This window comes from Caproicibacterium amylolyticum, assembly GCF_014467055.1.
Lineage (GTDB): Bacteria > Bacillota > Clostridia > Oscillospirales > Acutalibacteraceae > Caproicibacterium > Caproicibacterium amylolyticum.
Genome location: NZ_CP060696.1, coordinates 803,415 through 825,399, shown reverse-complemented (window position 1 = coordinate 825,399; position 21,985 = coordinate 803,415). Strand labels below are relative to the sequence as shown.

Here is a 21,985-nt window from a genome sequence, read left to right as displayed (position 1 = left end):
TATAGTCTATTTTTTAACAATCTACAAGGGCATTATATGGACTATTGTACTTTCAACATGGATAATTATTGCACGTACGCAACATTTGTATTGCCCAGAAGTCCGCGCAGTTCCCGCAAAAGTACTTCATTTACGTCTACGCCGCAGGAAGCCGGGGCGCGGAACATTTTCTTTTCTTGTGCAAAAACAACATACAGCTGTGTGCGTCCATCAAAAACTGCCAGATACTTCTTTGCTCGCAGATATGCGGGGTCAGTTTCATTCGGTACCTTCAGATAAAGTCCCGGTTTTACGTGCTTGCCCGCAGCAGGAACGGCAGGCGGTACCGGCGGCTGTCGCTGTGCAGATTCCGCATCGGCTGCTGCACGCACATCGTCACAAAGGAGCTTGGGTTCCTCCTCCTCACGCACACTCAGTTTACCGGTTACACACAGTGCTTTCCCCTCCTCCAGCAGCGGGGAAACGTGCGCAAGTGTCTGCGGGAAGACGAGTATTTCCATTGCGCCACAGGAATCCTCCAATGTAACAAATGCCATAGTACTATTGTTTTTCGTAACCTTCGTTTTTATTCCGGCAACCATGCCCAATAAGCACACACGGTCGCCGTCGTGCCAGCGGCCGCCCTGTTCATTTTCAAAGTTTTCCAGAATGTCACCGATTTTTGCCGCGCCGATTTTACTGTACAAATGCTCGTAATCTGCCAGCGGATTGCCGGAAAGGAACATACCGGTGACTTCTTTTTCCATTGCCAGCCGGTCGCCCGTACTGTAATCCGACATGGACGGCATTTGGAAATCTTCTTCCGCACCGTTCGGCTCATCCGGCTGGTCAAAAAAGCCAATCTGCCCTTCAACATTGCGGCGCTTGTCGTTCGCCAATGCATCCAGCACCAGCGGGACCGCAGTCATCATCTCTCGGCGGTTGCTCCCAAGACCGTCTAATGCGCCGCATTTTACAAAGCTTTCCAAAGAGCGGCGGTTCATTTTGTCAAAGGTCCGCTTACAGAAATCATAAAAAGAACGGTACGCTCCAAACTGCCTGCGTTCCCCAATCACGGCGTCAATCAGCCCGCGCCCCAGATTTCGTACTGCAAGCAAACCAAAGCGGATGTCCTTGCCACATACGGTAAAAGCGGCTTCGCTGCTGTTGATATCCGGTGCAAGCACCCGGATATGCAGCCGCCCGCATTCAGCAATGTACCCAGACAGTTTGCCGGTGCTGTCCAGCACACTGGTTAACAGCGCCGCCATATACTGGCGCGGATAAAAGCATTTCAAATATGCGGTCTGATACGCTAAATACGAATACGCGGCAGCATGGGACTTATTGAACGCATAGGAAGCGAAGCTTTCCATTTCGCCGTAAATTTTCAATGCCGTCTGTTCATCCACACCGTTTCGCAGGCAGCCCGGCACCTCCCAAGTACCGTCCTCTGCCTGCAGGCCGTGAATGAAAATTTCTTTTTCGCGCTGCATGACATCATGTTTCTTCTTGCTCATGGCGCGCCGTACAATGTCTGCACGGCCAAGGCTGTACCCCGCGAGTGTGCGAAACACCTGCATGACCTGTTCCTGATATACAATGCAGCCATAGGTTACTTTTAGAATTGGTTTCAGCAGGGGATGTGCATAAGTTATCCTCTCCGGATGCTGACGATTTTGAATGTACTTCGGTATAAACTCCATTGGTCCCGGACGATACAGCGAATTCGCTGCAATCAAATCCTCCAGCTTTTCCGGTTTCATCTGCATCATCATGCTGCGCATGCCGGCGGACTCAAACTGGAAAATTCCTTCTGTGTTGCCCGCTGTAAAAAGAGCGTATACCTTCGGCTCATCCAGCGGAATTTCGCTGATTTTAAAATCCGGTTTTTCCCGCTGAATCATCTCCTCTGCGTCGTGAATCACAGAAAGGTTGCGCAGACCAAGGAAATCCATTTTCAGCAGGCCCAGTTCTTCCAGTGTTGTCATCGTGTACTGGCACACGGTAGAATCATTGTTTTTCGCAAGCGGTACATATTCCGCCACAGGCTTGTCCGTAATGACAACGCCGGCGGCATGCGTAGAAGCATTGCGTGGCATACCCTCCAGCTTACGCGCCATATCCAGCAGACGCTTCACCTGCGGATCTTCGTCATAGCGTGCTCTGAGTTCCTTGGAGCTTTCCAGTGCTTTGTCCAGCGTGATATTCTGTCCCGGCACAGTGGGGATAAGCTTTGCAACGCTGTCCACTGCCGCATAGGACATTCCCAGCACCCGGCCGACATCGCGTACAGAGCCGCGTGCCGCCATGGTGCCAAAAGTCACAATCTGTGCCACATGGTCGGCACCGTATTTGTCCACGACGTAATCAATCATTTCCGGACGGCGGTCATCCGCAAAGTCAATATCAAAGTCAGGCATACTGACGCGTTCCGGATTCAAAAACCGTTCAAACAGCAGGTCATACTGAATCGGGTCAATACCGGTAATACCGATGCAGTATGCGGCAAGGCTGCCCGCGCCGGAGCCACGCCCCGGGCCCACCGGAATTCCGACTTCTTTCGCGTGCCGAACAAAATCATGAACAATGAGATAGTAGTTGACATACCCCATTTTTTGTATGGTATCCAGTTCGTATTCCAGCCGCTGTGTAATTTCCGGCGGCGGATTTCCGCCGTAGTGCCGGTGCAGCCCGGCATAACATTTTTCACGGAAATAAGCCACGTTGTCCTGTCCGTTTGGTGTGTCAAACCGCGGCAGCTTGGTTTTTCCGAATTCAAATTCCACGTTGCACCGCTCAGCTATTTTAGCGGTGTTATCCGCTGCCTCCGGATGCTCCGGAAAAAGTGCGCGCATCTGCTCCTCGGTTTTGTAGTAAAATTCTTTGCTGCCAAACTCCAGCCCGCCTTCCTCATCCAGCGTGTGGTTGGTCTGGATGCAAAGCAGGATGTGGTGCATTTCGTTGTCTTCCTGTTCAATGTAATGGCAGTCGTTTGTTACAACCAGTGGAATCCCTGTTTCCTGCGAAAGCCGGATAATCTGCGGGTTAATCCGCTTCTGCTCCGGCAGGCCGTGGTCCTGCAGTTCCAGGTAAAAATTATTTTCGCCGAAAATAGCTTCGTACCGCAGCGCAGCTTCCTTTGCAAGCGGATAGTCATTTGCGCTGAGTGCCCGCGGAATCTCACCGGCCAAACAAGCGGAAAGCGCAATGATGCCCTCATGGTACTTTCCCAGCAGTTCCATATCCACACGCGGTTTGCTGTAAAAGCCCTCCGTCCATGCACGGCTGACCATCTGGATTAGATTTTGATAGCCGGTATTGTTTTCGCACAGCAGCACCAAATGGCGGTTTTCACCGTCCAATTCGCGTGTACGGTCAAAGCGGCTGCGCTGTGCCACATAAACTTCACAGCCAATAATCGGCTTAATGCCGCGTTTTTTTGCCGCCTTATAAAAATCGACCGCGCCGTACATTACGCCGTGGTCGGTAATTGCAACTGCCTTGTCACCGCGTGCCTGTGCTGTGTCCAACAGCCGCTCAATGCGGCAGGCACCGTCCAAAAGGCTGTATTCCGTATGAAGATGTAAATGAACAAACATGGCACACGTTCCTTTCCTGTTTTTGCTGTAAGTTGCACCAAGGCCTTGAGGCGTTGTCCCAAACCCTACCTACTTTCTAAGGAAGCTACGGGCGCAATTTTTCTGCAAGCTCGGTAATGCGCTGCAAACGGTGATTGACACCGGAACGGGAAAGCGGCGGCGAAAGCTTTTCCCCCAGTTCCCGCAGGGAAAGCTCCGGATTTTCATACCGCAGGCGCGCAAGCTCCCGCAAATCCTCCGGCAAAACCGCAAGCCCGGCACCGGAGTCCAGCAGTCCCTGCAGCGCGTGAATCTGGCGTGCGGCCGCGGAAGCAGTTTTGTCCAGATTGGCAGTTTCAAAGTTGGTCTGCCGGTTAATTTGGTTGCGCACTTCGCGCAGCATTTTCATCTGCATGATTTCCATAGCGGCTTTAGGCGCGCCCATCAGCGTCAGCAAGTCTGACACACGATCGGCACCTTTTATGTAAACTACATAAGTGCCTTTACGCTGTGAAACACCCGGCAGCAGCGTAACCGGCAATTCATCCAGCAGCGCCGCCATGTCGCGTGAAAGATGCATGCGCGGCACAACAAATTCCAGTCGGTAGTCTTTCTGCGGATTCACCACCGTTCCGCAGGAAAGAAAAGCCCCCCGCAGAAATGCCGCGGGGCAGCAGTCGTTTTCCAGATTGGCGCGGTTCAGCCGCAGCGTTACTTCCCTGCCAGTATGGCCGAAAAAGTCCAGCACACGCTGCCTGTCCCACTCGTCATCCACAGAAACCACACTTGCCGGATGGGAAGCGCGGCGCAGAACCGTGCGGGTGGAAACAATCGCCCCAGTCATTTCTGCGGTCATTTGTGCGGCACGTTGGGCAGCCGCGCCGCTCTCCGTCGTCAGCGAAATGCCCGCTTCATTAAAGGAGCGTCCAAAAAGGAGCATCCCGTAGCATTCTGCTTTGGGGCAGCAGAGATTTTGCGGCTTCTTTTTGCACAGTTCATTTTTCACTTCTGCGGAAAAAGACATCTGCACCGCACTCCTTTATAAGAAAATTCAGCAAGAATCTTATGAAAATTCTTTTTCATGTACACAAAAAAATTCGTGATAAATTTTTACATTCTCCAGTTCTGTCCACTTCCGCACTTGCATCGGCGAAGCGTCCAAATCATAAATTCTGGCGCCCTTTAAGGACAGCAGAAAAGGTGAATGTGTAGAAATAATAAACTGGCAGCCATAAAATCTCGCGGAATCCAGCAAAAACTGCGTCAGTTCCATCTGGCGCTGCGGCGAAAGGCTATTTTCAGGTTCATCCAGCAAGTACAGCCCATTTTCTTTTATTTTTTCCGTGAAATATAGATAGGCACTTTCCCCATTGGAATATTCCCGGACATTGTCCGGCAAACGTGCACCGACAAATTTCGACTGTGACAGCCGCTTTGCCGCATTATGCTTTTTCAGTTCTTCATAATCTTCCAGAGAATTCATCTGAAAGTGTGCATATTTCGCCTGAGTATAGTCCTGAAATAACTCGTCGCGTTTAAGATGAATGCCGGAATTCAATGAGCGAATATTGAGCATATAATCAAAAACATCATCACTTGTGATGATATAGCAGTTTTCCGGACGTTTTTTGCCCGCTTCCATACTGCACAAATCAACATAATCCTGAAAAAAATTGGTTTGGTTAAAAGCAGAATCGCGATACGCCCGCAGCTTTTCCGCCATAACATTCAGCATGGTCGTTTTTCCGGAACCATTCCCGCCGTACAGAATGGTAACCGGTTCAAATATAATTTCAGGAAGGCCACGATGCGTCAGCACTTGAAACGGATAATAAGTTTGAAAACAAGTCCGCTTTTGACCGTCAAAAAAACTGTTTTCCGCCCCATCGGAAGGAAATGTAAAAGATTTCAAAAAAGTGACCATAATTCATACCGTTCTTCCGCCCATATCTGCTGTTCAACTCTAGTTCTTCTGAATATCCCGATGATTGACACTGGCACGGTAGCCCTTTTCAATCAAATGCTCATACAATAGTTGTGCAATCGTTACGGAACGGTGATGCCCGCCGGTGCAGCCAATGGCAACCACTAATTGGCTTTTTCCCTCGTCACAGTACAGTGGAATCATGTAATCCAGCAAATCCAGCAGACGCGTAACAAAGCCCTTGGTCTGCCCCCATTTCAGCACGTAATCCCGCACAGGAGCGTCTAAACCTGTTTGGTGCCGAAGTTCATCAATATAATATGGATTTGGCAAGCACCGGACATCAAACACCAAATCCGCCTCCGTTGCCATGCCAAACTTAAAGCCAAAGGACATGCAGTGAATCTGCAGTGCAGAGGTTACATCACCCAAAAACAGTGTGGAAAGGCGCTCCTTCAACTGTGCAGGAGAAAGCAGTGAGGTGTCAATCACATAGTCCGCAAGCTCACGCACCGGGCGCAGAATCTCCCGTTCCAACTTGACCGCCTGTTCCAGCCCAGTTGAAGCCTCACAGAGCGGATGCCGCCGGCGGGTTTCCTTAAAACGGTTGATCAGCACCGTGTTGCTCGCATCCAGGAAAAGAATTTTGTAGGTTTTTTCCGCTATACGCAGTTCTTCCAGTGTGTCCAACAGACTGGAGAACATTCCGCCGCCGCGGATATCAGTCACCACTGCCACACGGGAAAGCGTGTCCTTTGCCTGCATGCACAAGTCATAAAAAGCCGGAATCAGCTTGGGTGGAATGTTGTCCATACAGTAAAAACCGATATCCTCCAGCGCGTGAACCGCGCGGGACTTACCCGCGCCGGAAAGCCCGGTAACAATAATAAAATCCATTTTAAAAACTCCTTAGGAAACGGGGCGAACTTCACACTCCAGCTTCACACCGGTCTGCTTCAGCACGGTCTCCTGAATTTTGTCTATCAAAGCCATAACATCACTGCAAGTCGCGTCACCTGCGTTCACAATAAAGCCCGCGTGCTTTTCGCTGACCATCGCGCCGCCGATCTGCTCGCCTTTTAAGCCGCACTGCTCAATCAGCGCGCCAGCGTAAGCACCATCCGGACGTTTAAAGATGCTGCCTGCACTGGGCATTTCCAACGGCTGCTTTTCCTTGCGGCGGTTGAAGTAATCCTCCATCTGCATTGCAATCTGCTCCTGATTTCCCTGCTCCAGCCGTGCTACAATAGAAGTGATAATACAGCCGTTTTTCTGGTATGCGCTTTTGCGGTAATCCATTTCCATTTCCGGACCAAGCAGAGAATCTGTTTTACCGGTGCTGGTAACGTGTGTTGTAGAAATGAGCACATCGCTGAATTGACCTTCGTAAGCACCTGCGTTCATAAAGGCCGCACCCCCGACACTGCCGGGAATACCCCACGCAAACTCAAGGCCGGTCAGCGCATTGCGCTGTGCAAATTTGCACAGTCCCGCCAGTGTGGCACCCGCACCGCAGGAAATCGTGGTCGGGTCGGAAAGGGTAATACGGCGAAAATCCCCTGTCAGGGAAAGTACCGCGCCGCGTACGCCGTTGTCACTCACCAGCACATCACTGCCGTTGCCAAGTGTCATGAGCGGAATGTTCAGTGCGGAAGCCGTGCGTACAATATCTTTTAAAGCAATAATATCTTTAACGGCAATATACAAATCCGCCGGACCGCCGATTTGAAAGGTAGTATGCCGGCTCATTGGTTCCTCTTTCAATACCAGACAGCCGGCATTTTCTGCCGTTCTTTTCAGGGTTTCGATTTTTTCCATTGGATTGTCCTCCTAAATTTATTCATTCAATCGATGCTTTTAAACACATCGGTGTATTCTTTTAAATATGCGTTCAGCCTTTCCATGCTGGAGTTTACAACCAGCTCTTCCGGAAAGTCCAGTTCCTGCAGCAGGCGCTGCGCGCGCGGAAAGTCCCCCACCAGCGTGGAAAAGTGCGCATCGCTGTCCACCGTAATCGGCACACGGTACTTTTTGCACAGCTCCATAACGCGGCGGCAGTTAGGCACATAATCCTCGCGGGTACGAAATGTGCTTTCATTCAGTTCCACCAATTTTCCTGCCGCGCCGAACTGCGGAATCACACGTTCATAGTCAAACGCATACTCCGGACAGCCGCAGTGACCGATTACATTGACGTGCGGATTCTTGCACACCTGCTCCCACAAATGCGTCACTTTTTCCGGCGTGGGCACTTCATTTTTTGGCATGCAAATTGAGTGAATGGAGGCAACCAGCCAGTCAAGGTCTGCAAGGCAGTCCTTCTCCACATCGATATGACCCTCATAGTCGATAATATTCGTTTCCTGCCCGCGCAATACCAAAACATTGTGAAAGCTGCGCGGTACAACCCGCAGATTGTGAAAATACCATTTGCCGGGCGCGCCGGGCATGGTAATGCCGTGGTCGGTAATCGCCACAGCCTGCAGCCCGCGCTGTGCTGCTGCATCCACCATTTCCTGCAACGAACTGTAAGCGTGCGTAGAAGCCGTTGTGTGCATGTGCAGATCCGCGATGATCTTCATTTTCAGTATGCCCCCTGTAAAACCCCATAAACCATTTATCGGTAATTTTCGGAAGGGCGCCGCAGGTGCTCCCCCAACAAAAGGATAGCACACATGCGCCGCTGTGTCCACGCTCAAGGGCGGGAAAGCCGCAACATGGTGCTTCATTTTGGTTCTGTTCAAATCAGATTTCAAGTTCCAGCTTTGTTTCCTGCTGCTTCACCATGGAAAGATCCATGCCCAAACTCTGCAGCAGTTCCTCCGCCGCATTGTAGCCCATCTTCTTCTGTCGATTGTTCATTGCCGCCACCTCGATGATAACCGCAAGGTTACGCCCCGGCTTGACCGGAATGGTCATTACCGGAACTTTGATGCCAAGCAGCTCCGTATACTCACTGTCAATACCCATGCGGTCATAAACCTTGTGGCCGTCCCACTGCTCCATATTGATAACCAAATCAATTTTTTCGGAAACTTTGACTGCACCGATACCAAAAATGCGGCGGGCGTTGATGATGCCAATTCCGCGCAGTTCAATGAAATGACGAATATTGGCAGGAGCCTGCCCCACCAGACTCTTTGCGGAAACGCGGCGGATTTCCACAGCATCATCCGCGATCAGCCGGTGTCCGCGCTTAATCAGTTCAATGGCAGTTTCGCTCTTGCCAACGCCGCTGTCGCCCACAATCAACACACCTTCGCCGTAAACCTCTACCAAAACACCGTGGCGGGTAATGCGAGGAGCAAGCTCAACATTCATGTACGCAACTAATGAAGCAACCAGACTGCTGGTCGTATCCGCAGTGGTCAGCACCGGAACGCCGTATTTCTTTGTGGCCTCCATCAGCTCCGGCACCGGGTCCAGCTTGCGGGCAATGATGACCGCAGGCGGCTGCTTGCTGAAAATTTCATCCAGTACATTTTTGCGGTTTTCCACCGGGCTGTCATTTAAAAAAGCAGTTTCTGCGTTGCCAAAAACAATAATGCGCGAAGTATCATAGTAATCGTAAAAACCGTTCAGTTCCAGGCCGGGGCGGTTCACATCCGTGGAAGTAATGAGAATTTTCTCCGGATCGCTGGGCATATAAATGGTTTCAAGGGAAAGCTCCTTAATGACCTTATCCAAAGAAACGCTGTACGTTGTAGCCATACGAAAACACCTGCTCTTTCTGTTTTGCTGCACGGCAGAGTGCCGCCATTTCTTTCTATTATATCCTATGGCAAGAAAAGTTTAAAGCCTAAAAACAGCAAAAGATAAATTATTCTTCCTTTATTCAACTTGAACAGAGCGAATATTGTGCTATAATGTAAATAATTCTGATTTTGTCCGGATGGAGTTTTTTTTCGTTTCAGGCAGCACTTTCCTGTTCGTTTTTGTCTGCCGGGCAAAAACCTTATCGGAGGTCATTTATGAAAGTCGCCTTGTTTTCTGGGGCCGGTGCAGTAAAATGTGCCGCCTCCACTTATACTTCTGTGCTGAAAAGCGGGCTGGAAAAGGCGGGGCATCAGGTTCTGCTGGTCACCGCCGACCCGGCAATCGATGACTGCTTTGCGCAGGACGGCAAAGTATACTGCCCGGCAAAAATGACACCCAGCCTTTACGGTATGTCTGTACGCACAAGTTTGCTTGGCCCCATGGAAGAACTGCTGAATAATTTCCGCCCGGATATTGTTCATATTGTCACACTGGATGAAATGGGACTTGCAGGGTTGAAATACGCTCAACGACGCCGCCTGCCGCTGGTAACCACCATTCACAATCTGCACGATGCGCTAGAGGGCTATGGCATCAACAAAGCCTACGACAATCTTGCCAAAATGAAAGTACGCAGTACCGTGCGGAAAATCGTTACGGAAAGTGATGTGGTCTGCTCACCCTCCGGTCAAACCGCCGGTCTGCTGCAGGAACTGGACATTCCCTGCGACCTGCAACGTTCCCCTTACTGCATTGACCTTGAAAACTTTCACCCTGCCGAGGCAACCGAGCAGACACGCAAACGTCTGAACCTGCCGGAAGACGCCACCTGCTACATTTTTGCAGGCCGGCTGCTTGACGACTGTGGGCTGGATGAACTGTTGGAAGCGTGGAACGCTTCTGTTCCTGCAATCGACAACCTGCACCTTATCGTTGCGGGCAGCGGGGCGGATGCCGCTTTCTTCGCAGAAAAGGTCAAAATGCTCTCCCTTTCTTATCAGGTTACCTTCGTCGGCGAGCTTTCGCAGCATGATTTGAACGACTGCTTCTCCTGCTGCCGCGCGTTTGTCAGTGCCAGCCGTTCCTCCGCGGTAAAAGCCTCCCCGCTGGAAGCGCAGGCCGCCGGTCTGCCAGTCATTCTGCAAAAGGACAGCGCCAATGCGGAGCTGGTGCGCGACGGTGTAAACGGTTTTACTTATGATACCCCTGCGCAGTTCGGTGAAAAGCTGCACATGATGGCAGAGCTTGACCCGGAGGGTGAGGTTCTGCTGCGCAAGCTGGTTCGCAAAAGCGCAATCAATCTTTCTGACAAAAATCTTGCCGCTGTCATGGCGGATACTTACGAAACAGCAAAACACAGACATAAAGAAAGCCTGCGGGATGAATAAAATGAAAAGCGCGTTGATACGGTTTTAGTGAACCGAATCAACGCGCTTTTTCTGCTCCCGTTTTAGAAAAGAAGGGATGCATTTTTGGTAACATAAAGTACGACCGGAAAAATATACAGTAAAATCGTAACAACAGCGGAAATCACCGCAAAAAGCAATCCGACGGGCTTTTCCAGCCACCCAAGCCGGCCAAACAGCTTTTTTCGCTGCAGAAGCAGGATACCTGCAACCGCCGCTGCACCAAACACGCTGCACACTGCACCGCCGATAAAACCGGGCGGTGTATAGTGGACTTCCAACCTATTTTTACCGGGACTCAGCTGCACAGCCAAAAACATTCCAGCCGCTGTGCCAATTTCGGCCTTCTGTCCGTTCACAGCGGCGGTAAAACCACTGCTTCCGCGCAGAGGCAGTACCAGCCAGCCGCCGCGCTGCGCTGTGACCGTTCCGCTCAACGTACTGCCGAAAGCTTTGATGTCCGCTGTTTCCGTCTGCTTTAAAGCTGCTTCCAGCTTGGAATTGTCCAGTTTTGCCACACCAAAGGAGCGGCAGCTAACGTCACGCAGCACCTCCACCTGAATGTCCACCGCCTGCCCCTCAAAGCTGCCGAGATTCAGTAAACCATTAAAATTACTGTTTGGATAGCTGTTGGTTGCCTGCACCCCATTTACGTAAATACGGAATGCGTTGTCCAGTGAGCTGGCAAGGTCGCGCGAAGCTTTATTATAGCAGTCAAAGTAAAGTGTGGTTTTTCTGTCCACTAAAATGTGATACAGAATGCTGCCGCCCGCTGATGCGGTAACGTGCGCACTGCCATCTTTAAACTTCTGCACCTGTGCACGGTCAAACTCCGTTGGTTCACAGCGCGTCAGCAGTGTGTCCGATTTCCCGAAAAAGGTCTGGTACAGCGAATTCTGTACAGCGAAACGATCACCGTCCTTTAATTCCGTGCCCAAATTCTGCGTTACAAAACCAAACGGCAGGCTGTACGGCTGCTGCACAATGGAATAGTCTGCATTGCCGTATACTTTTTTTCGGTTAGTTTCCGCGTCACTGCGTACAATGCTGTACTTCTGCGCCAGCAGTGCATCTGTCAGTGCCGTTCCGCCGCTGGATCGGCTCTCCATCCAGTGGGAGGAATAGCCCATTTTCTGGAGTGTATCCATATAAACGCCGTCTGTTAGTGAAGTATAGTGTTCCAGTGCCGGATACCCCAGTGCGCCGGTCAAATTCGTATCATAGTACAGGTCGTCTGTCTTAACACGGTAAAGGGAAGTGTCTGGTATACGATTTTCAAGGTCTGCAACCGTTTTATAGGAGTGTCCGTCGTTTGCGGCAGCCGTTACATAGACATTGGCATTAAAGCAGATTTCCGCCGCAGTTACTCCGCACAAAAGCACACACAGCACTCCAACGGAAAACCGGCGGCAGCGAAACCCCAGAAACAGAAGCAAATACACCGCCAATGCCACAGCGGCAAATAAAAAGCCAAGGTAGAGAGCTTCTTTACTTGCCCACAATGTCTGCGCATAATTTGTCAGTTCTTTTCGGTGTGCCTGCAGCAGCCATGCACCGCAAATAATCACACTCGCGCAGCCGGCACAGCCAAGCAACAGGAACTGCGGACTTGTGTGCTGATGCGGTACAGCAAAACGCTGGCTTTCGTTCAAATGTCTCGCCGTCAAAAACAGACCGGTCAGTGTGATGATATATCCAAACCGAATGGGGAACGCCTGATAGCTGCCCAGATGCCACATGCGGTCAATCGGGTCAATCAGCAGCGGCAGCAGCAGGAACAGCAGCGTAGCAAACAACGCACCATATATCCGACTTCTGCTGCGGGACAGCAGATATAAAGGAATCGCTGCCACTGCCGCCGCCGTACAGTAAAAAATGGGCAGCGTCGTGGGCAAGTTCGGTGTAAAGCTGCCGCCGCTTAGGCTGGATATTAAGTTGACTCCCCTACCGGAATTCAAATATTCCATATAGGAGGGCAGCCACACCACTGCCGTTGCCAGCAGTGCTGCCGCTGTGGAAAGCCCCAGTTGCACCAGCACGCGGCCTCGCTTTGCTGTACGCAGAACAAATGCGGCAAACACTGTAAACAGCAGAACCAGCCAAAAAAACACCATTGCACTTAAGTAATAGTTCACCACGATGACCGCACACAGTATCAGCACAAACAGTGCCGGTTTTTCTTCCCGGCACAGCTTGTACACTCCCAGCATCAGCAGTGGAAACAGACACGCCATGTCCAGCCACACAAGATTTTGGTAGTACATCAGCGCAAAACCGGAGCAGGCATACATTGCTGCAAAGCAGCTCGCCTGTACCTCGTGCAGGTGCGGAAACACATTGGTAAAAAGAATGGCCGCAGTGCAGGCACCCAGTGCAAGCTTCAGCAGTACCAGAACATTCATAAAAAGATAAAAATCAGCTTTTGGCACAAGCGCCGCCAAAAAAGTGAATGGACTGGAGAGAAAAAAGAAAAAGACACCCCAAAAGTCCATGCCGCCGGCACTCTGCAGATTTAAAAACATCGATGTTTTTCCCGCCAGTATGTCCTTAAAGTCCATCATCAGCGGAACAACCTGATGGTTCATGTCGCACCATGCCAGCGTTTTGCTGCCGAACGGAAACAACCCGGCGGCAGCAAAGCAGCCCAAAAGCAGCAGCAGAACCGAAAGCGGTGCCATCCAGACTGCCCTGTTTCGCTGTTTTCGCAATGGCTCATCTCCTTTGCCTCTACAGCACAGATTTTTACCCCACGGAGGAAACCTGCACCGCTATTTTGTAATTGTTATATTTTACCTTTTCTTTTGGCAAATAGCAAGAAAAATCGCTGTTCAAAAAAAGAAGCAGAAGAAACTCCCGTGTTTCCTCTGCTTCACTGCTTTTTAACCAAGCAGAACTTTATGATATACTTTTTTACCCTTTTTAATAACAGCAGCCCCATCCGGGAAGTCTGTCTTGGTCAACACAGCCGCCGGGTCGGAAATCTTATTTCCATTGACGGAAAGTCCGCCCTGCTGTACCAACCGGCGTCCCTCACTCTTGCTGGGAACCAGTTTGATTTTTATGAGTAAATCCAGTGCACCAATGCTGCCATCCGCAAAGTCTGCTTCCGTAATGGTGCTGGTCGGCATATTTGCAGTGTCTGCACCGCCGCCGAACAGCGCACGCGCGCCCTCACGGGCTTTATCCGCTTCTTCGGTACCGTGAATCAACTTAGTAACTTCGTAAGCCAGCACTTCTTTGGCTTTGTTCAATGCGCTGCCCTCGCAGTTTGTCAATTCGTTAATTTCTTCAAGCGGCAGGAAAGTCAGGAATTTCAGGCAGCGGTCCACATCTGCATCGCCGATGTTGCGCCAATACTGGTAAAAATCGAATGGGCTCGTTTTGGTCGGGTCCAGCCAAACAGCACCCTTTTCGGTTTTGCCCATTTTTTTGCCCTCACTGTTAGTCAGCAGGCCAAGCGTCAGGCCGTAGGCATCTTTGTTTTCTTTGCTGTGAATCAGGCGCACACCACCGAGAATGTTGCTCCACTGGTCATCGCCGCCTACTTCCAGTACGCAGTTGTACCGGCGGTTCAGCTCCAGAAAATCATAGCCCTGCATAATCATGTAGTTCATTTCGAAGAAAGTAAGACCGCGCTCCATACGCTGCTTGTAACACTCCGCGGCAAGCATGCGGTTCACCGAAAAATGCACGCCGACATCCCGCAGAAACTCTACATAATTCAAATTCAGCAGCCAGTCAGCATTGTTTGCCATGATTGCCTTGCCCTCGGAAAAATCGATGAGTGGTGCCATCTGCTTCCGGAAACATTCGACATTGTGGTCAATCTGTTCGCGGGTCAGCATTTTGCGCATATCGGTTTTGCCGGAGGGATCACCAATCATGCCCGTGCCGCCGCCAAACAACGCGATTGGCGTATGCCCTGCTTTCTGCAGGCGGGACATGGTCATTATTGTAACAAAATGGCCGACATGCAGGCTGTCGGCAGTCGGGTCAAAGCCGATGTAGAACGCACACTTGTGGTTATTCAGCAAATCCCGCACAGCGTCCTCATCCGTTACCTGCGCGATCAGCCCGCGCGCTTTCAGGTCTTCGTACACTCCCATACTAAAATACCTCCAAAAATTCTGCAGAAGGCAAACAAAAACGCCCTCTGCGTTTTCTTTGCAGAGGGCGGAAAATCCGCGGTACCACCTCAGTTCACCGCTTCCTCACGGAAACGGCCTTATGGGTACATTCTGCATAAATCACAGAAGATACCCCCGCGCTGTAACGTGCGCACACGACCCAGCCTACCGGCAAAAAGCTTTCAGTGGATAGCTCCGGGAGGTAATTTGGGCGGGAACAGACACCGGCTTGCACCAGCCGCCGGCTCTCTGCAGTCTGCATTTCCCGCTTAATGGTTCCCTTCACAGCCTTTATAGCGCATTATAGCGGTTTTAGGGGCAGTTGTCAAGGGGGGTTACTTTCCGTCGCTTTCTCAGAAAGTAACTAGGGGTGTGGGGGCAACGCCCGCCACGACCTTTCCCTTGACCTTTGCCCATGAATCCTCAGAAGCGCTCGCGGGTTTGTGAGCCTGCAAGTCAGGCTCACAAGGTCTTCCGACACTGCACCAAGGCTATTTCTGTGCGGCGTTGTTTTGCCGCCGCAGATGAACGCTGCTGTCATTCATTTTTTACACAAAGGACTTTACGACCAGGGGATAAGGCCGTGGGCTTCGCCCATACCTACCGCCTTTGAAAAGGCGGGCGAAACTTTTACTGTAAGCGCCTTTTACTGCGCAGCCGCAAGCTGCAGCATTTCTTCTGCATTCTGCAGTGTCAGCGGTGTAATCTGTGTGCCACCGATAATACGCGCCAGTTCCTGTCTGCGGCCCTCGTGGTCAAGCAGCGTGACCTGTGTAAAGGTACGGCCGCTTTCCGTATGTTTCTCAATTTTATACTGCCGGTCGCCAAGTGCCGCAATTTGTGCCAGATGCGTAACACACAGCACCTGCCGCCCCTGCGCGGTTTGGCGCAGCTTCTGCCCGATTTTCTGTGCTGCGCTGCCGGAAACACCGGTATCCACTTCGTCAAAAATCAGCGTACCCACGCTGTCCCTGCCGGACAGCACCGACTGAATGGCAAGGAGAATACGCGAAAGCTCACCGCCGGAAGCAATTTTAGCAAGCGGCCGCGCCGGTTCACCGGGGTTTGCGGAAATCAGAAACTGCACTGCATCACAGCCAGTTTGGCACGGTTCACACGGCTCCTGCTGAACCGTAAAAACGACCCCCGGCATATCCAGATAGGAAAGCTCGCTGCGCACCTGCTTTGCAAAACCCGCCGCGGCTTTTCGCCGCACTGAGGAAAGCTGTGTGCCCAAACGGCGCACAGCTTTTTCCGCTTCAGTGGATTCTTTGTGCAGGCGCTCCAATTCCTCATCACTGTGCTGCATAGAATCAAGCTCTTTGCGGCATTTTTCCAAATACTGCAGCATTTCTTCTTCTGTTTCACCGTATTTTAAGGACAAATGATAGTAAAGATTCAGTCGTTCCTCAATATCGTCCAGTTCCTGCGGGTCAAAGTCATTTTCGCCGCACTGGCTGCTCACTTCTTCCATGCAGTCCTGCAAGTCATAGCCCAAACTTTCCAGCCGACCTGCCAGCGTACTCAGTTCCGGCATGACATCAACCACGCCGGAAAGCAGCTTCACCGCGTCCAGGACTGCCGCACAGGCACCGGGGGCTTCCTCGCCGCCGCTTAGAAGGGCATCCGCCTGCTGCAGCGCTTCGGTAATTTTGCCGCTGTTGCGGATACGCAGCCGGCGGTTTTGCAGTTCCTGCTGCTCCCCCGGCTGAATCTGTGCCGCTTCCAGTTCTTCTGCCTGATACGTCAGCAAATCCATACGCCGTGCCTTTTCGGATTCGCCCATATTGACAGCGGCAAGCTGCTTTTGCAGCTCTTTCCACTGCACATAAACTGTGCGGTACTCCCGGCGAAGCTGCTGGGGCACACCAGTGCGGTCCAAATACCGCAGATGGTTTTCCGGCGAAAGCAGGCCGTAACTTTCATGCTGACCGTGAATATTAATCAGCAGTGCACCAAGCTCTTTCAACGCAGAAACGGAAGCCGGACGTGCACCAATACGGCACACTGTGCGGCCATCCTCTCGAATTTCCCGCTGAAGCAGCAGGGTACCATCATCTTCTGTTGAAAAACCCAGCTGCTCCAGCTTTTTTTGCACCTGCGCATTTAAGTCGGAAAAGCTTGCGCTGACAAACGCGCCCCTTGCACCGGTTCGCACTAACTCCCGCGAAGTCCGCTGCCCAAGCACTGCGTGAATGGCGTCAATGATCATAGACTTACCCGCGCCGGTTTCACCGGTCAGCACGTTAAAACCTGTGCCAAAGTCAATGGTTGCCTTTTCAATTACTGCTATATTTTCAATATATAATTGATTCAGCATACTGTTACCCCATCATTCTGGTGAGTTCTGCCACCAGCTGCTGTGCGGCATGTTCACTGTGCACCGCAACAAAAATGGTGTCATCGCCCGCAAGCGTGCCCAGCACAGCTTCCCAGTGCATGGTGTCCATGGCAACGCAGACGGCCTGCGCCATGCCGGTAAGTGTTTTGATAATGACCAGGTTACCTGTGCAGTTAATGGAAACTGCCGAATCCTTCAGCAGAGAATAAAACTTTGAGGAAATATCCTTATTTTCTTCCTTGCCGGTGGAATATTTATACTGTCCCTCTGCTGACAGTGTTTTCACCAGCCGCAGTTCCTTAATGTCGCGTGAAACAGTTGCCTGCGTCACTTCAAAGCCCGATTCCCGCAGGCGCCGAAGCAGCTCGTCCTGCGTGTCAATGTCAAACTGACTGATGAGTTCCAGTATCTTGGCGTGTCGGCGTGTTTTCATTTTGGATGCTCCTTCCCACCCGGCGGCAGGTGCAAAATCAGATGCTGCCGAGTTTTTGATTCAGTATTTTATAAAAATGGTTTTGTTTCAGTTTAATCAGCTGCGCAGTATAAGGCGAGCGGCTGACAGACACCTGCTGCCCCTGCTGCAGTGGGATGGCACTGTCGCCATCTACTGTCAGGTAAGTTTTGGCATCGGCGTTCATAAATGTCCGAACTGTCAGACAGGCATCCTCCGAAAAAACGACCGGCCGGCTTGTCAGGGAATGCGGGCAGATAGGTGTCAGCAAAAAGCTCCGCATCACCGGGTCCAGCACCGGCCCGCCTGCAGAAAGGGAATAGGCCGTGCTGCCGGTCGGCGTGGCAAAAATCAGCCCGTCCGCACGGTAGTGTGCCATTTCTGTACCGTTGAGTCCTACTTGAAAATCAATGATTTTGGAAAGCGCACCACGTGCAATCACTACATCGTTCAGTGCGTCAACCTGCTGTACACCGGCAGCTGTTTCAAACTGCGCGCGCAGCAGAATTCGATTTTCCACTGTGTAAGTACCGTCTGCAAGGCCAGACAGCAGATGCAGTTCATTGGTTTCCAAGCCTGCCACAAAACCGAGCCGCCCAGTATTCACTCCCAAAATCGGCAGACCGGCAATGGCGGCGTGCCTTGCTTCATGAATGATGGTGCCGTCGCCGCCAACCGCAATGGCCGCGTCACAGCCTGCAAGCATTTCGTAAAAGTCCGTCTGCCAGCAATCGGCGGCAAAACCCTGCTGTCTGTCCGCAGCGCGCATCCAGACCTGCATACCAAACGTATGCAGGCAGGTAATAATTTCTTGTGTGCACTGCGGTGCATTTTTTTTCCCCAAATTGGGCAGCAGGGCAATTTTCATTTCTTTTCACCGCCATTCAGTACTCTGTGAGATTCCTCCACCAACGCGGAAATATCCAACGGAACAGACGTTGGCACATCTGCTTTTTTTAAATACAAAAGATACTCGATGTTTCCCTCCGGGCCGCGCACCGGAGAATAAGTAAGCCCCAGGATCGAGTAACCGTTCTGCAGCACAAAGCCTGTAATTTCCTCAATGACTTCGCAGTGAACCGCTGGGTCACGCACAACACCTTTTTTACCGACCTTACCCTTGCCGGCTTCAAACTGCGGCTTAATTAAACAGACCGCCTCACCGCCGTCCTTTAAAAATTTGTGCGCGACCGGCAGCACCAGCTTCAGCGAAATGAACGCAACATCCACACTGAAAAAGTCCACCTGCTCCGGTACCTGCTCATGTGTCAGGTAGCGCACGTTGGTGCGCTCCAAATTGACCACACGCTCATCGGTGCGCAGTTTCCACGCAAGCTGGCCATAACCCACGTCAACTGCATATACGCGTACCGCGCCGTTTTGCAGCATACAGTCCGAAAAGCCACCGGTAGAAGCGCCAATGTCCATGGTTACCTTGCCGTTCAAAGTAATTGGAAAGTCCACCATAGCCTTTTCCAGCTTCAGGCCGCCGCGGCTGACATAGCGCAGGCCGCCGCGCACATCCAGCTTAGAATCCTTTGGGACTGAAGTGCCCGGCTTGTCATATCTTTGATTCTGAATAAATACATCGCCTGACATAATGATAGCCTTGGCCTTTTCGCGGCTCTCCGCAAACCCCTGCTCCACCATCAGGCAGTCGAGCCTTACTTTATCGCTCACTTTTCCCACTCCGTTGTTATGGTTTGTACCATGCCGTCTGCATCCAGCTTCAGTTCCGCAAGGCACTGCGCTATGGTTGCATGGGCCACAAAATTTTTGATTCCATGCACACGGCACTGTCCATGAAAGTCCGTTGTTTCGTACAGCAGGCTTTCAAAATGTTCACCAACACCGCCCTGCTGCATCCCTTCCTCAAAGAAAAAGAGCGCTTTCATACAGGCGGCAGCCCGCACTGCATCCTGGGGCAATGGCTTAATACGATCAAGCTTTATAATTTTCACAGGAATCCCCTGCTTTTTTAGTTCTCGCTGTGCACTGCACGCCTGCGCAAACAGCCGTCCGTATGTTACGATTGCCACAGGCGCATCTTGTGCGCCGTAACAGTCCCAGCCATCCCCGCTGTGCAGAAAGTCCGCCGGACGAAACGGTTCACCGCCGCGCGGATACCGCACTGCAACCATACCCGGTGTTTCATAAAATGCCCGGTGCAAATCTTTAATCAATTCATCAAAGTAGCAGGGGGAGTACACCGTTACACTGGGAATCGTGTTGAAATATGCGGCATCGAAAACGCCCTGATGGGTTTCGCCATCCTCCCCGACAATTCCGGCGCGGTCCACACCAAACACAACCTTGACCCGCTGAATCGCAACGTCATGAATCAACTGGTCATAGCCGCGCTGCAAAAAGGTGGAGTACACCGCAAAAATCGGCAGCATACCCTGACTTGCAAGCCCGCCTGCAAAGGTCACCGCGTGTTCCTCTGCAATTCCTGTGTCGAAAAATCGCTGTGGAAAACGCTCGCTGAACTTTTCCAACCCTGTGCCTGTTTTCATCGCTGCGGTAATCGCACAGATGCGGTTGTCGTCCTCCGCAAGGCTGCACAGTGCACTGCCGAAAACGCTGCTGAAATTTTCCTTCTTTTTGGCGGAAGCTTTTCCGGTCTGCACGTCAAAGCTGGAAACGCCATGAAAAGCACCGGGGTTCTGCTCCGCAAAGGAATATCCCTTCCCCTTTTCCGTTACCACATGAATCAGCAGCGGATGGTCAATGGTTTCGGCAGTTTCCAGCACCTGCATCAGCTGCGGCAAGTCGTGCCCGTCAAACGGACCATAGTAATAGAACCCCATGTCCTCAAACAGGGTACTGTTGTAAAGCAGAGAACGAAGCACCGCTTTCAGTGCGTGTGCTGCTTTCCACAGGGGTTTGCCAATCAGTGGAATACGGTTCATCACGGTTTCCACATTGGACTTTACTTTCAGATAACCCGGCTTTGCCCGCATATGTGCAAGGTAACGTGCCATAGCGCCGACGTTGCGGGAAATCGACATTTTGTTGTCATTGAGTATAACAATCAGATTTTTCCCGAAACGCCCCGCATTGTTCAGCCCTTCGTAGGCCATGCCGCCGGTGAGTGCGCCATCCCCAATCACAGCAATCACATGGCCCGGCTTGCCTTTCAGCGCTCTGGCCTGTGCAATACCGAGCGCTGCGGAAATAGAAGTGCTGCTGTGGCCTGCTGTGAAGGCATCCCACTCACTTTCCTGACGGTTTGGGAATCCGGAAAGCCCGCCCTGCATGCGGATGGTCGGGAACTCGTCTTTTCGCCCGGTCAAGATTTTGTGCGTGTATGCCTGATGGCCGACGTCCCAGATAATTTTGTCATCCGGTGTACCAAACACCCTGTGCAAGGCCACGGTAAGCTCTACCGTACCGAGGTTGGAAGCCAGATGGCCGCCGTTTTGCGCAACGGTGCGAATAATGTAAGATCGTATCTCTTTGCAAAGCTGCTCCAGCTGCTCCGGTGTCAAATCTTTCAGGTCAGCCGGAGAGTGGATTCGGTCAAGCAGTGTGGACATTCTGCCCGTCTCCTAATTTTCTGAGTGCCCGCTCCGGTTGTGCCGGCGCGCAGCAGTCAGTGTATTTTTCAACAGCATAGCAATCGTCATGGGGCCAACACCGCCGGGCACCGGTGTAATGTAGGAAGCCACCGGCTCCACTGCGGCGTAGTCCACATCTCCGCAGAGTTTGCCGTTTTCATCCCGGTCCATGCCGACATCAATGACAACGGCACCGGGCTTTACCATATCTGCAGTTACAAACTTTGACTTGCCCACTGCCGCAACCAGGATATCCGCTTCCCTGCAGATTTGCGCCAACTCCTGCGTTTTGCTGTGGCAGACAGTCACCGTGCCGTTTTCATGCAGCAACAGCATTGCCATGGGTTTACCAACAATATTGCTGCGGCCAATCACCACACAGCGCTTGCCCGCCGGAGAAATCCCCTCATGGTGCAAAAGCTCCATTACGCCTGCGGGAGTACACGGCAGAAAGTCAAAATCACCAATCATAATGTGGCCTACATTCACAGGATGGAATGCATCCACATCCTTGCCGGGGTCAATCGCGTTAACCACCGCGGTTTCATCCAGGCCGTTTGGCAGTGGGGACTGCACCAAAATGCCATCTATGTCCGGGCGAACATTCAGCTTGTGAATCAAACTCATCAGTTCCTGTTGTGAAGTGGAGGCAGGCAGTTCGTAAATTTCACTGTTGATGCCAGTTTCTTCGCAGGCTTTCTTTTTGTTGCGGACATAAGTGTGAGAAGCCGGGTCATCCCCAACCAGCACAACAGCAAGGCCGGGGGTAAAACCTTCCTCCTCCATCTGCGCGACTTCAGTTTTTACCTTAGCGCGCACCTCTGCAGCAACGGCCTTACCGTCAATTCGTTTTGCCATTT

At 51.7% G+C, this 21,985-nt stretch carries 16 protein-coding genes and 1 other annotated feature; of the genes, 1 reads left to right on the top strand and 15 read right to left on the bottom strand.

Going from position 1 to position 21,985, the window contains the following annotated elements:
* Nucleotides 1–65: 65 nt before the first annotated feature.
* The 7 genes from H6X83_RS03675 to hprK all read right to left on the bottom strand — a co-directional run bounded on the left by H6X83_RS03675 (nucleotide 66) and on the right by hprK (nucleotide 9,195).
* Nucleotides 66–3,581, bottom strand: coding sequence for a DNA polymerase III subunit alpha (locus H6X83_RS03675; RefSeq protein WP_212507809.1), 3,516 nt, complete (start codon nucleotides 3,579–3,581; stop codon nucleotides 66–68).
* A gap of 85 nt (nucleotides 3,582–3,666) precedes the next feature.
* Nucleotides 3,667–4,584, bottom strand: a complete 918-nt coding sequence (gene whiA, locus H6X83_RS03670; RefSeq protein ID WP_212507808.1) for a DNA-binding protein WhiA — start codon at nucleotides 4,582–4,584, stop codon at nucleotides 3,667–3,669.
* A gap of 39 nt (nucleotides 4,585–4,623) precedes the next feature.
* Nucleotides 4,624–5,484: an AAA family ATPase gene (locus H6X83_RS03665; protein WP_212507807.1), complete on the bottom strand. Its 861-nt coding sequence runs from the start codon at nucleotides 5,482–5,484 to the stop codon at nucleotides 4,624–4,626.
* A gap of 39 nt (nucleotides 5,485–5,523) precedes the next feature.
* Entirely contained in the window at nucleotides 5,524–6,381 is an 858-nt protein-coding gene (gene rapZ / locus H6X83_RS03660) for an RNase adapter RapZ (protein ID WP_212507806.1), read from the bottom strand.
* Nucleotides 6,382–6,393: 12 nt separating this feature from the next.
* Nucleotides 6,394–7,302 (bottom strand): UDP-N-acetylmuramate dehydrogenase, encoded by a 909-nt coding sequence (gene murB, locus H6X83_RS03655; RefSeq protein WP_212507805.1) that lies wholly within the window; start codon nucleotides 7,300–7,302, stop codon nucleotides 6,394–6,396.
* Between the two features lie 26 nt (nucleotides 7,303–7,328).
* Nucleotides 7,329–8,066, bottom strand: a complete 738-nt coding sequence (locus tag H6X83_RS03650; protein WP_212507804.1) for a phosphatase — start codon at nucleotides 8,064–8,066, stop codon at nucleotides 7,329–7,331.
* Between the two features lie 163 nt (nucleotides 8,067–8,229).
* A complete protein-coding gene (hprK, locus tag H6X83_RS03645) occupies nucleotides 8,230–9,195 on the bottom strand; it encodes an HPr(Ser) kinase/phosphatase (RefSeq protein ID WP_212507803.1) in 966 nt (321 codons plus the stop codon).
* A gap of 260 nt (nucleotides 9,196–9,455) precedes the next feature.
* Here hprK and H6X83_RS03640 point away from each other — a divergent pair, with 260 nt between their 5' ends.
* Nucleotides 9,456–10,628: a glycosyltransferase family 4 protein gene (locus H6X83_RS03640; RefSeq protein WP_212507802.1), complete on the top strand. Its 1,173-nt coding sequence runs from the start codon at nucleotides 9,456–9,458 to the stop codon at nucleotides 10,626–10,628.
* 62 nt (nucleotides 10,629–10,690) lie between these two features.
* Here H6X83_RS03640 and H6X83_RS03635 read toward each other — a convergent pair whose 3' ends face one another.
* The 8 genes from H6X83_RS03635 to folD all read right to left on the bottom strand — a co-directional run bounded on the left by H6X83_RS03635 (nucleotide 10,691) and on the right by folD (nucleotide 21,983).
* Nucleotides 10,691–13,354, bottom strand: coding sequence for a YfhO family protein (locus tag H6X83_RS03635; RefSeq protein ID WP_212507801.1), 2,664 nt, complete (start codon nucleotides 13,352–13,354; stop codon nucleotides 10,691–10,693).
* 171 nt (nucleotides 13,355–13,525) lie between these two features.
* Nucleotides 13,526–14,752: a tyrosine--tRNA ligase gene (tyrS, locus tag H6X83_RS03630; RefSeq protein WP_212507800.1), complete on the bottom strand. Its 1,227-nt coding sequence runs from the start codon at nucleotides 14,750–14,752 to the stop codon at nucleotides 13,526–13,528.
* A gap of 60 nt (nucleotides 14,753–14,812) precedes the next feature.
* Nucleotides 14,813–15,068 (bottom strand) — a binding site (T-box leader).
* Nucleotides 15,069–15,419: 351 nt separating this feature from the next.
* Complete coding sequence (recN, locus tag H6X83_RS03625; RefSeq protein WP_212507799.1) at nucleotides 15,420–17,093, bottom strand: DNA repair protein RecN; 1,674 nt, start codon at nucleotides 17,091–17,093, stop codon at nucleotides 15,420–15,422.
* Between the two features lie 4 nt (nucleotides 17,094–17,097).
* Entirely contained in the window at nucleotides 17,098–17,547 is a 450-nt protein-coding gene (locus H6X83_RS03620; RefSeq protein ID WP_212507798.1) for an arginine repressor, read from the bottom strand.
* A 37-nt stretch (nucleotides 17,548–17,584) separates the two neighbouring features.
* The gene (locus H6X83_RS03615; RefSeq protein ID WP_212507797.1) at nucleotides 17,585–18,433 is read right to left on the bottom strand and encodes an NAD(+)/NADH kinase; all 849 of its coding nucleotides are present in this window, start codon (nucleotides 18,431–18,433) and stop codon (nucleotides 17,585–17,587) included.
* Complete coding sequence (locus tag H6X83_RS03610; protein WP_212507796.1) at nucleotides 18,430–19,245, bottom strand: TlyA family RNA methyltransferase; 816 nt, start codon at nucleotides 19,243–19,245, stop codon at nucleotides 18,430–18,432. The genes H6X83_RS03615 and H6X83_RS03610 overlap by 4 nt, the downstream gene beginning before the upstream one ends.
* A complete protein-coding gene (dxs, locus tag H6X83_RS03605) occupies nucleotides 19,242–21,104 on the bottom strand; it encodes a 1-deoxy-D-xylulose-5-phosphate synthase (RefSeq protein ID WP_212507795.1) in 1,863 nt (620 codons plus the stop codon). Before dxs ends, H6X83_RS03610 begins: the two co-directional genes overlap by 4 nt.
* Nucleotides 21,105–21,116: 12 nt before the next feature.
* Nucleotides 21,117–21,983, bottom strand: a complete 867-nt coding sequence (folD, locus tag H6X83_RS03600) for a bifunctional methylenetetrahydrofolate dehydrogenase/methenyltetrahydrofolate cyclohydrolase FolD (RefSeq protein ID WP_212507794.1) — start codon at nucleotides 21,981–21,983, stop codon at nucleotides 21,117–21,119.
* Between the last annotated feature and the right edge of the window lie 2 nt (nucleotides 21,984–21,985).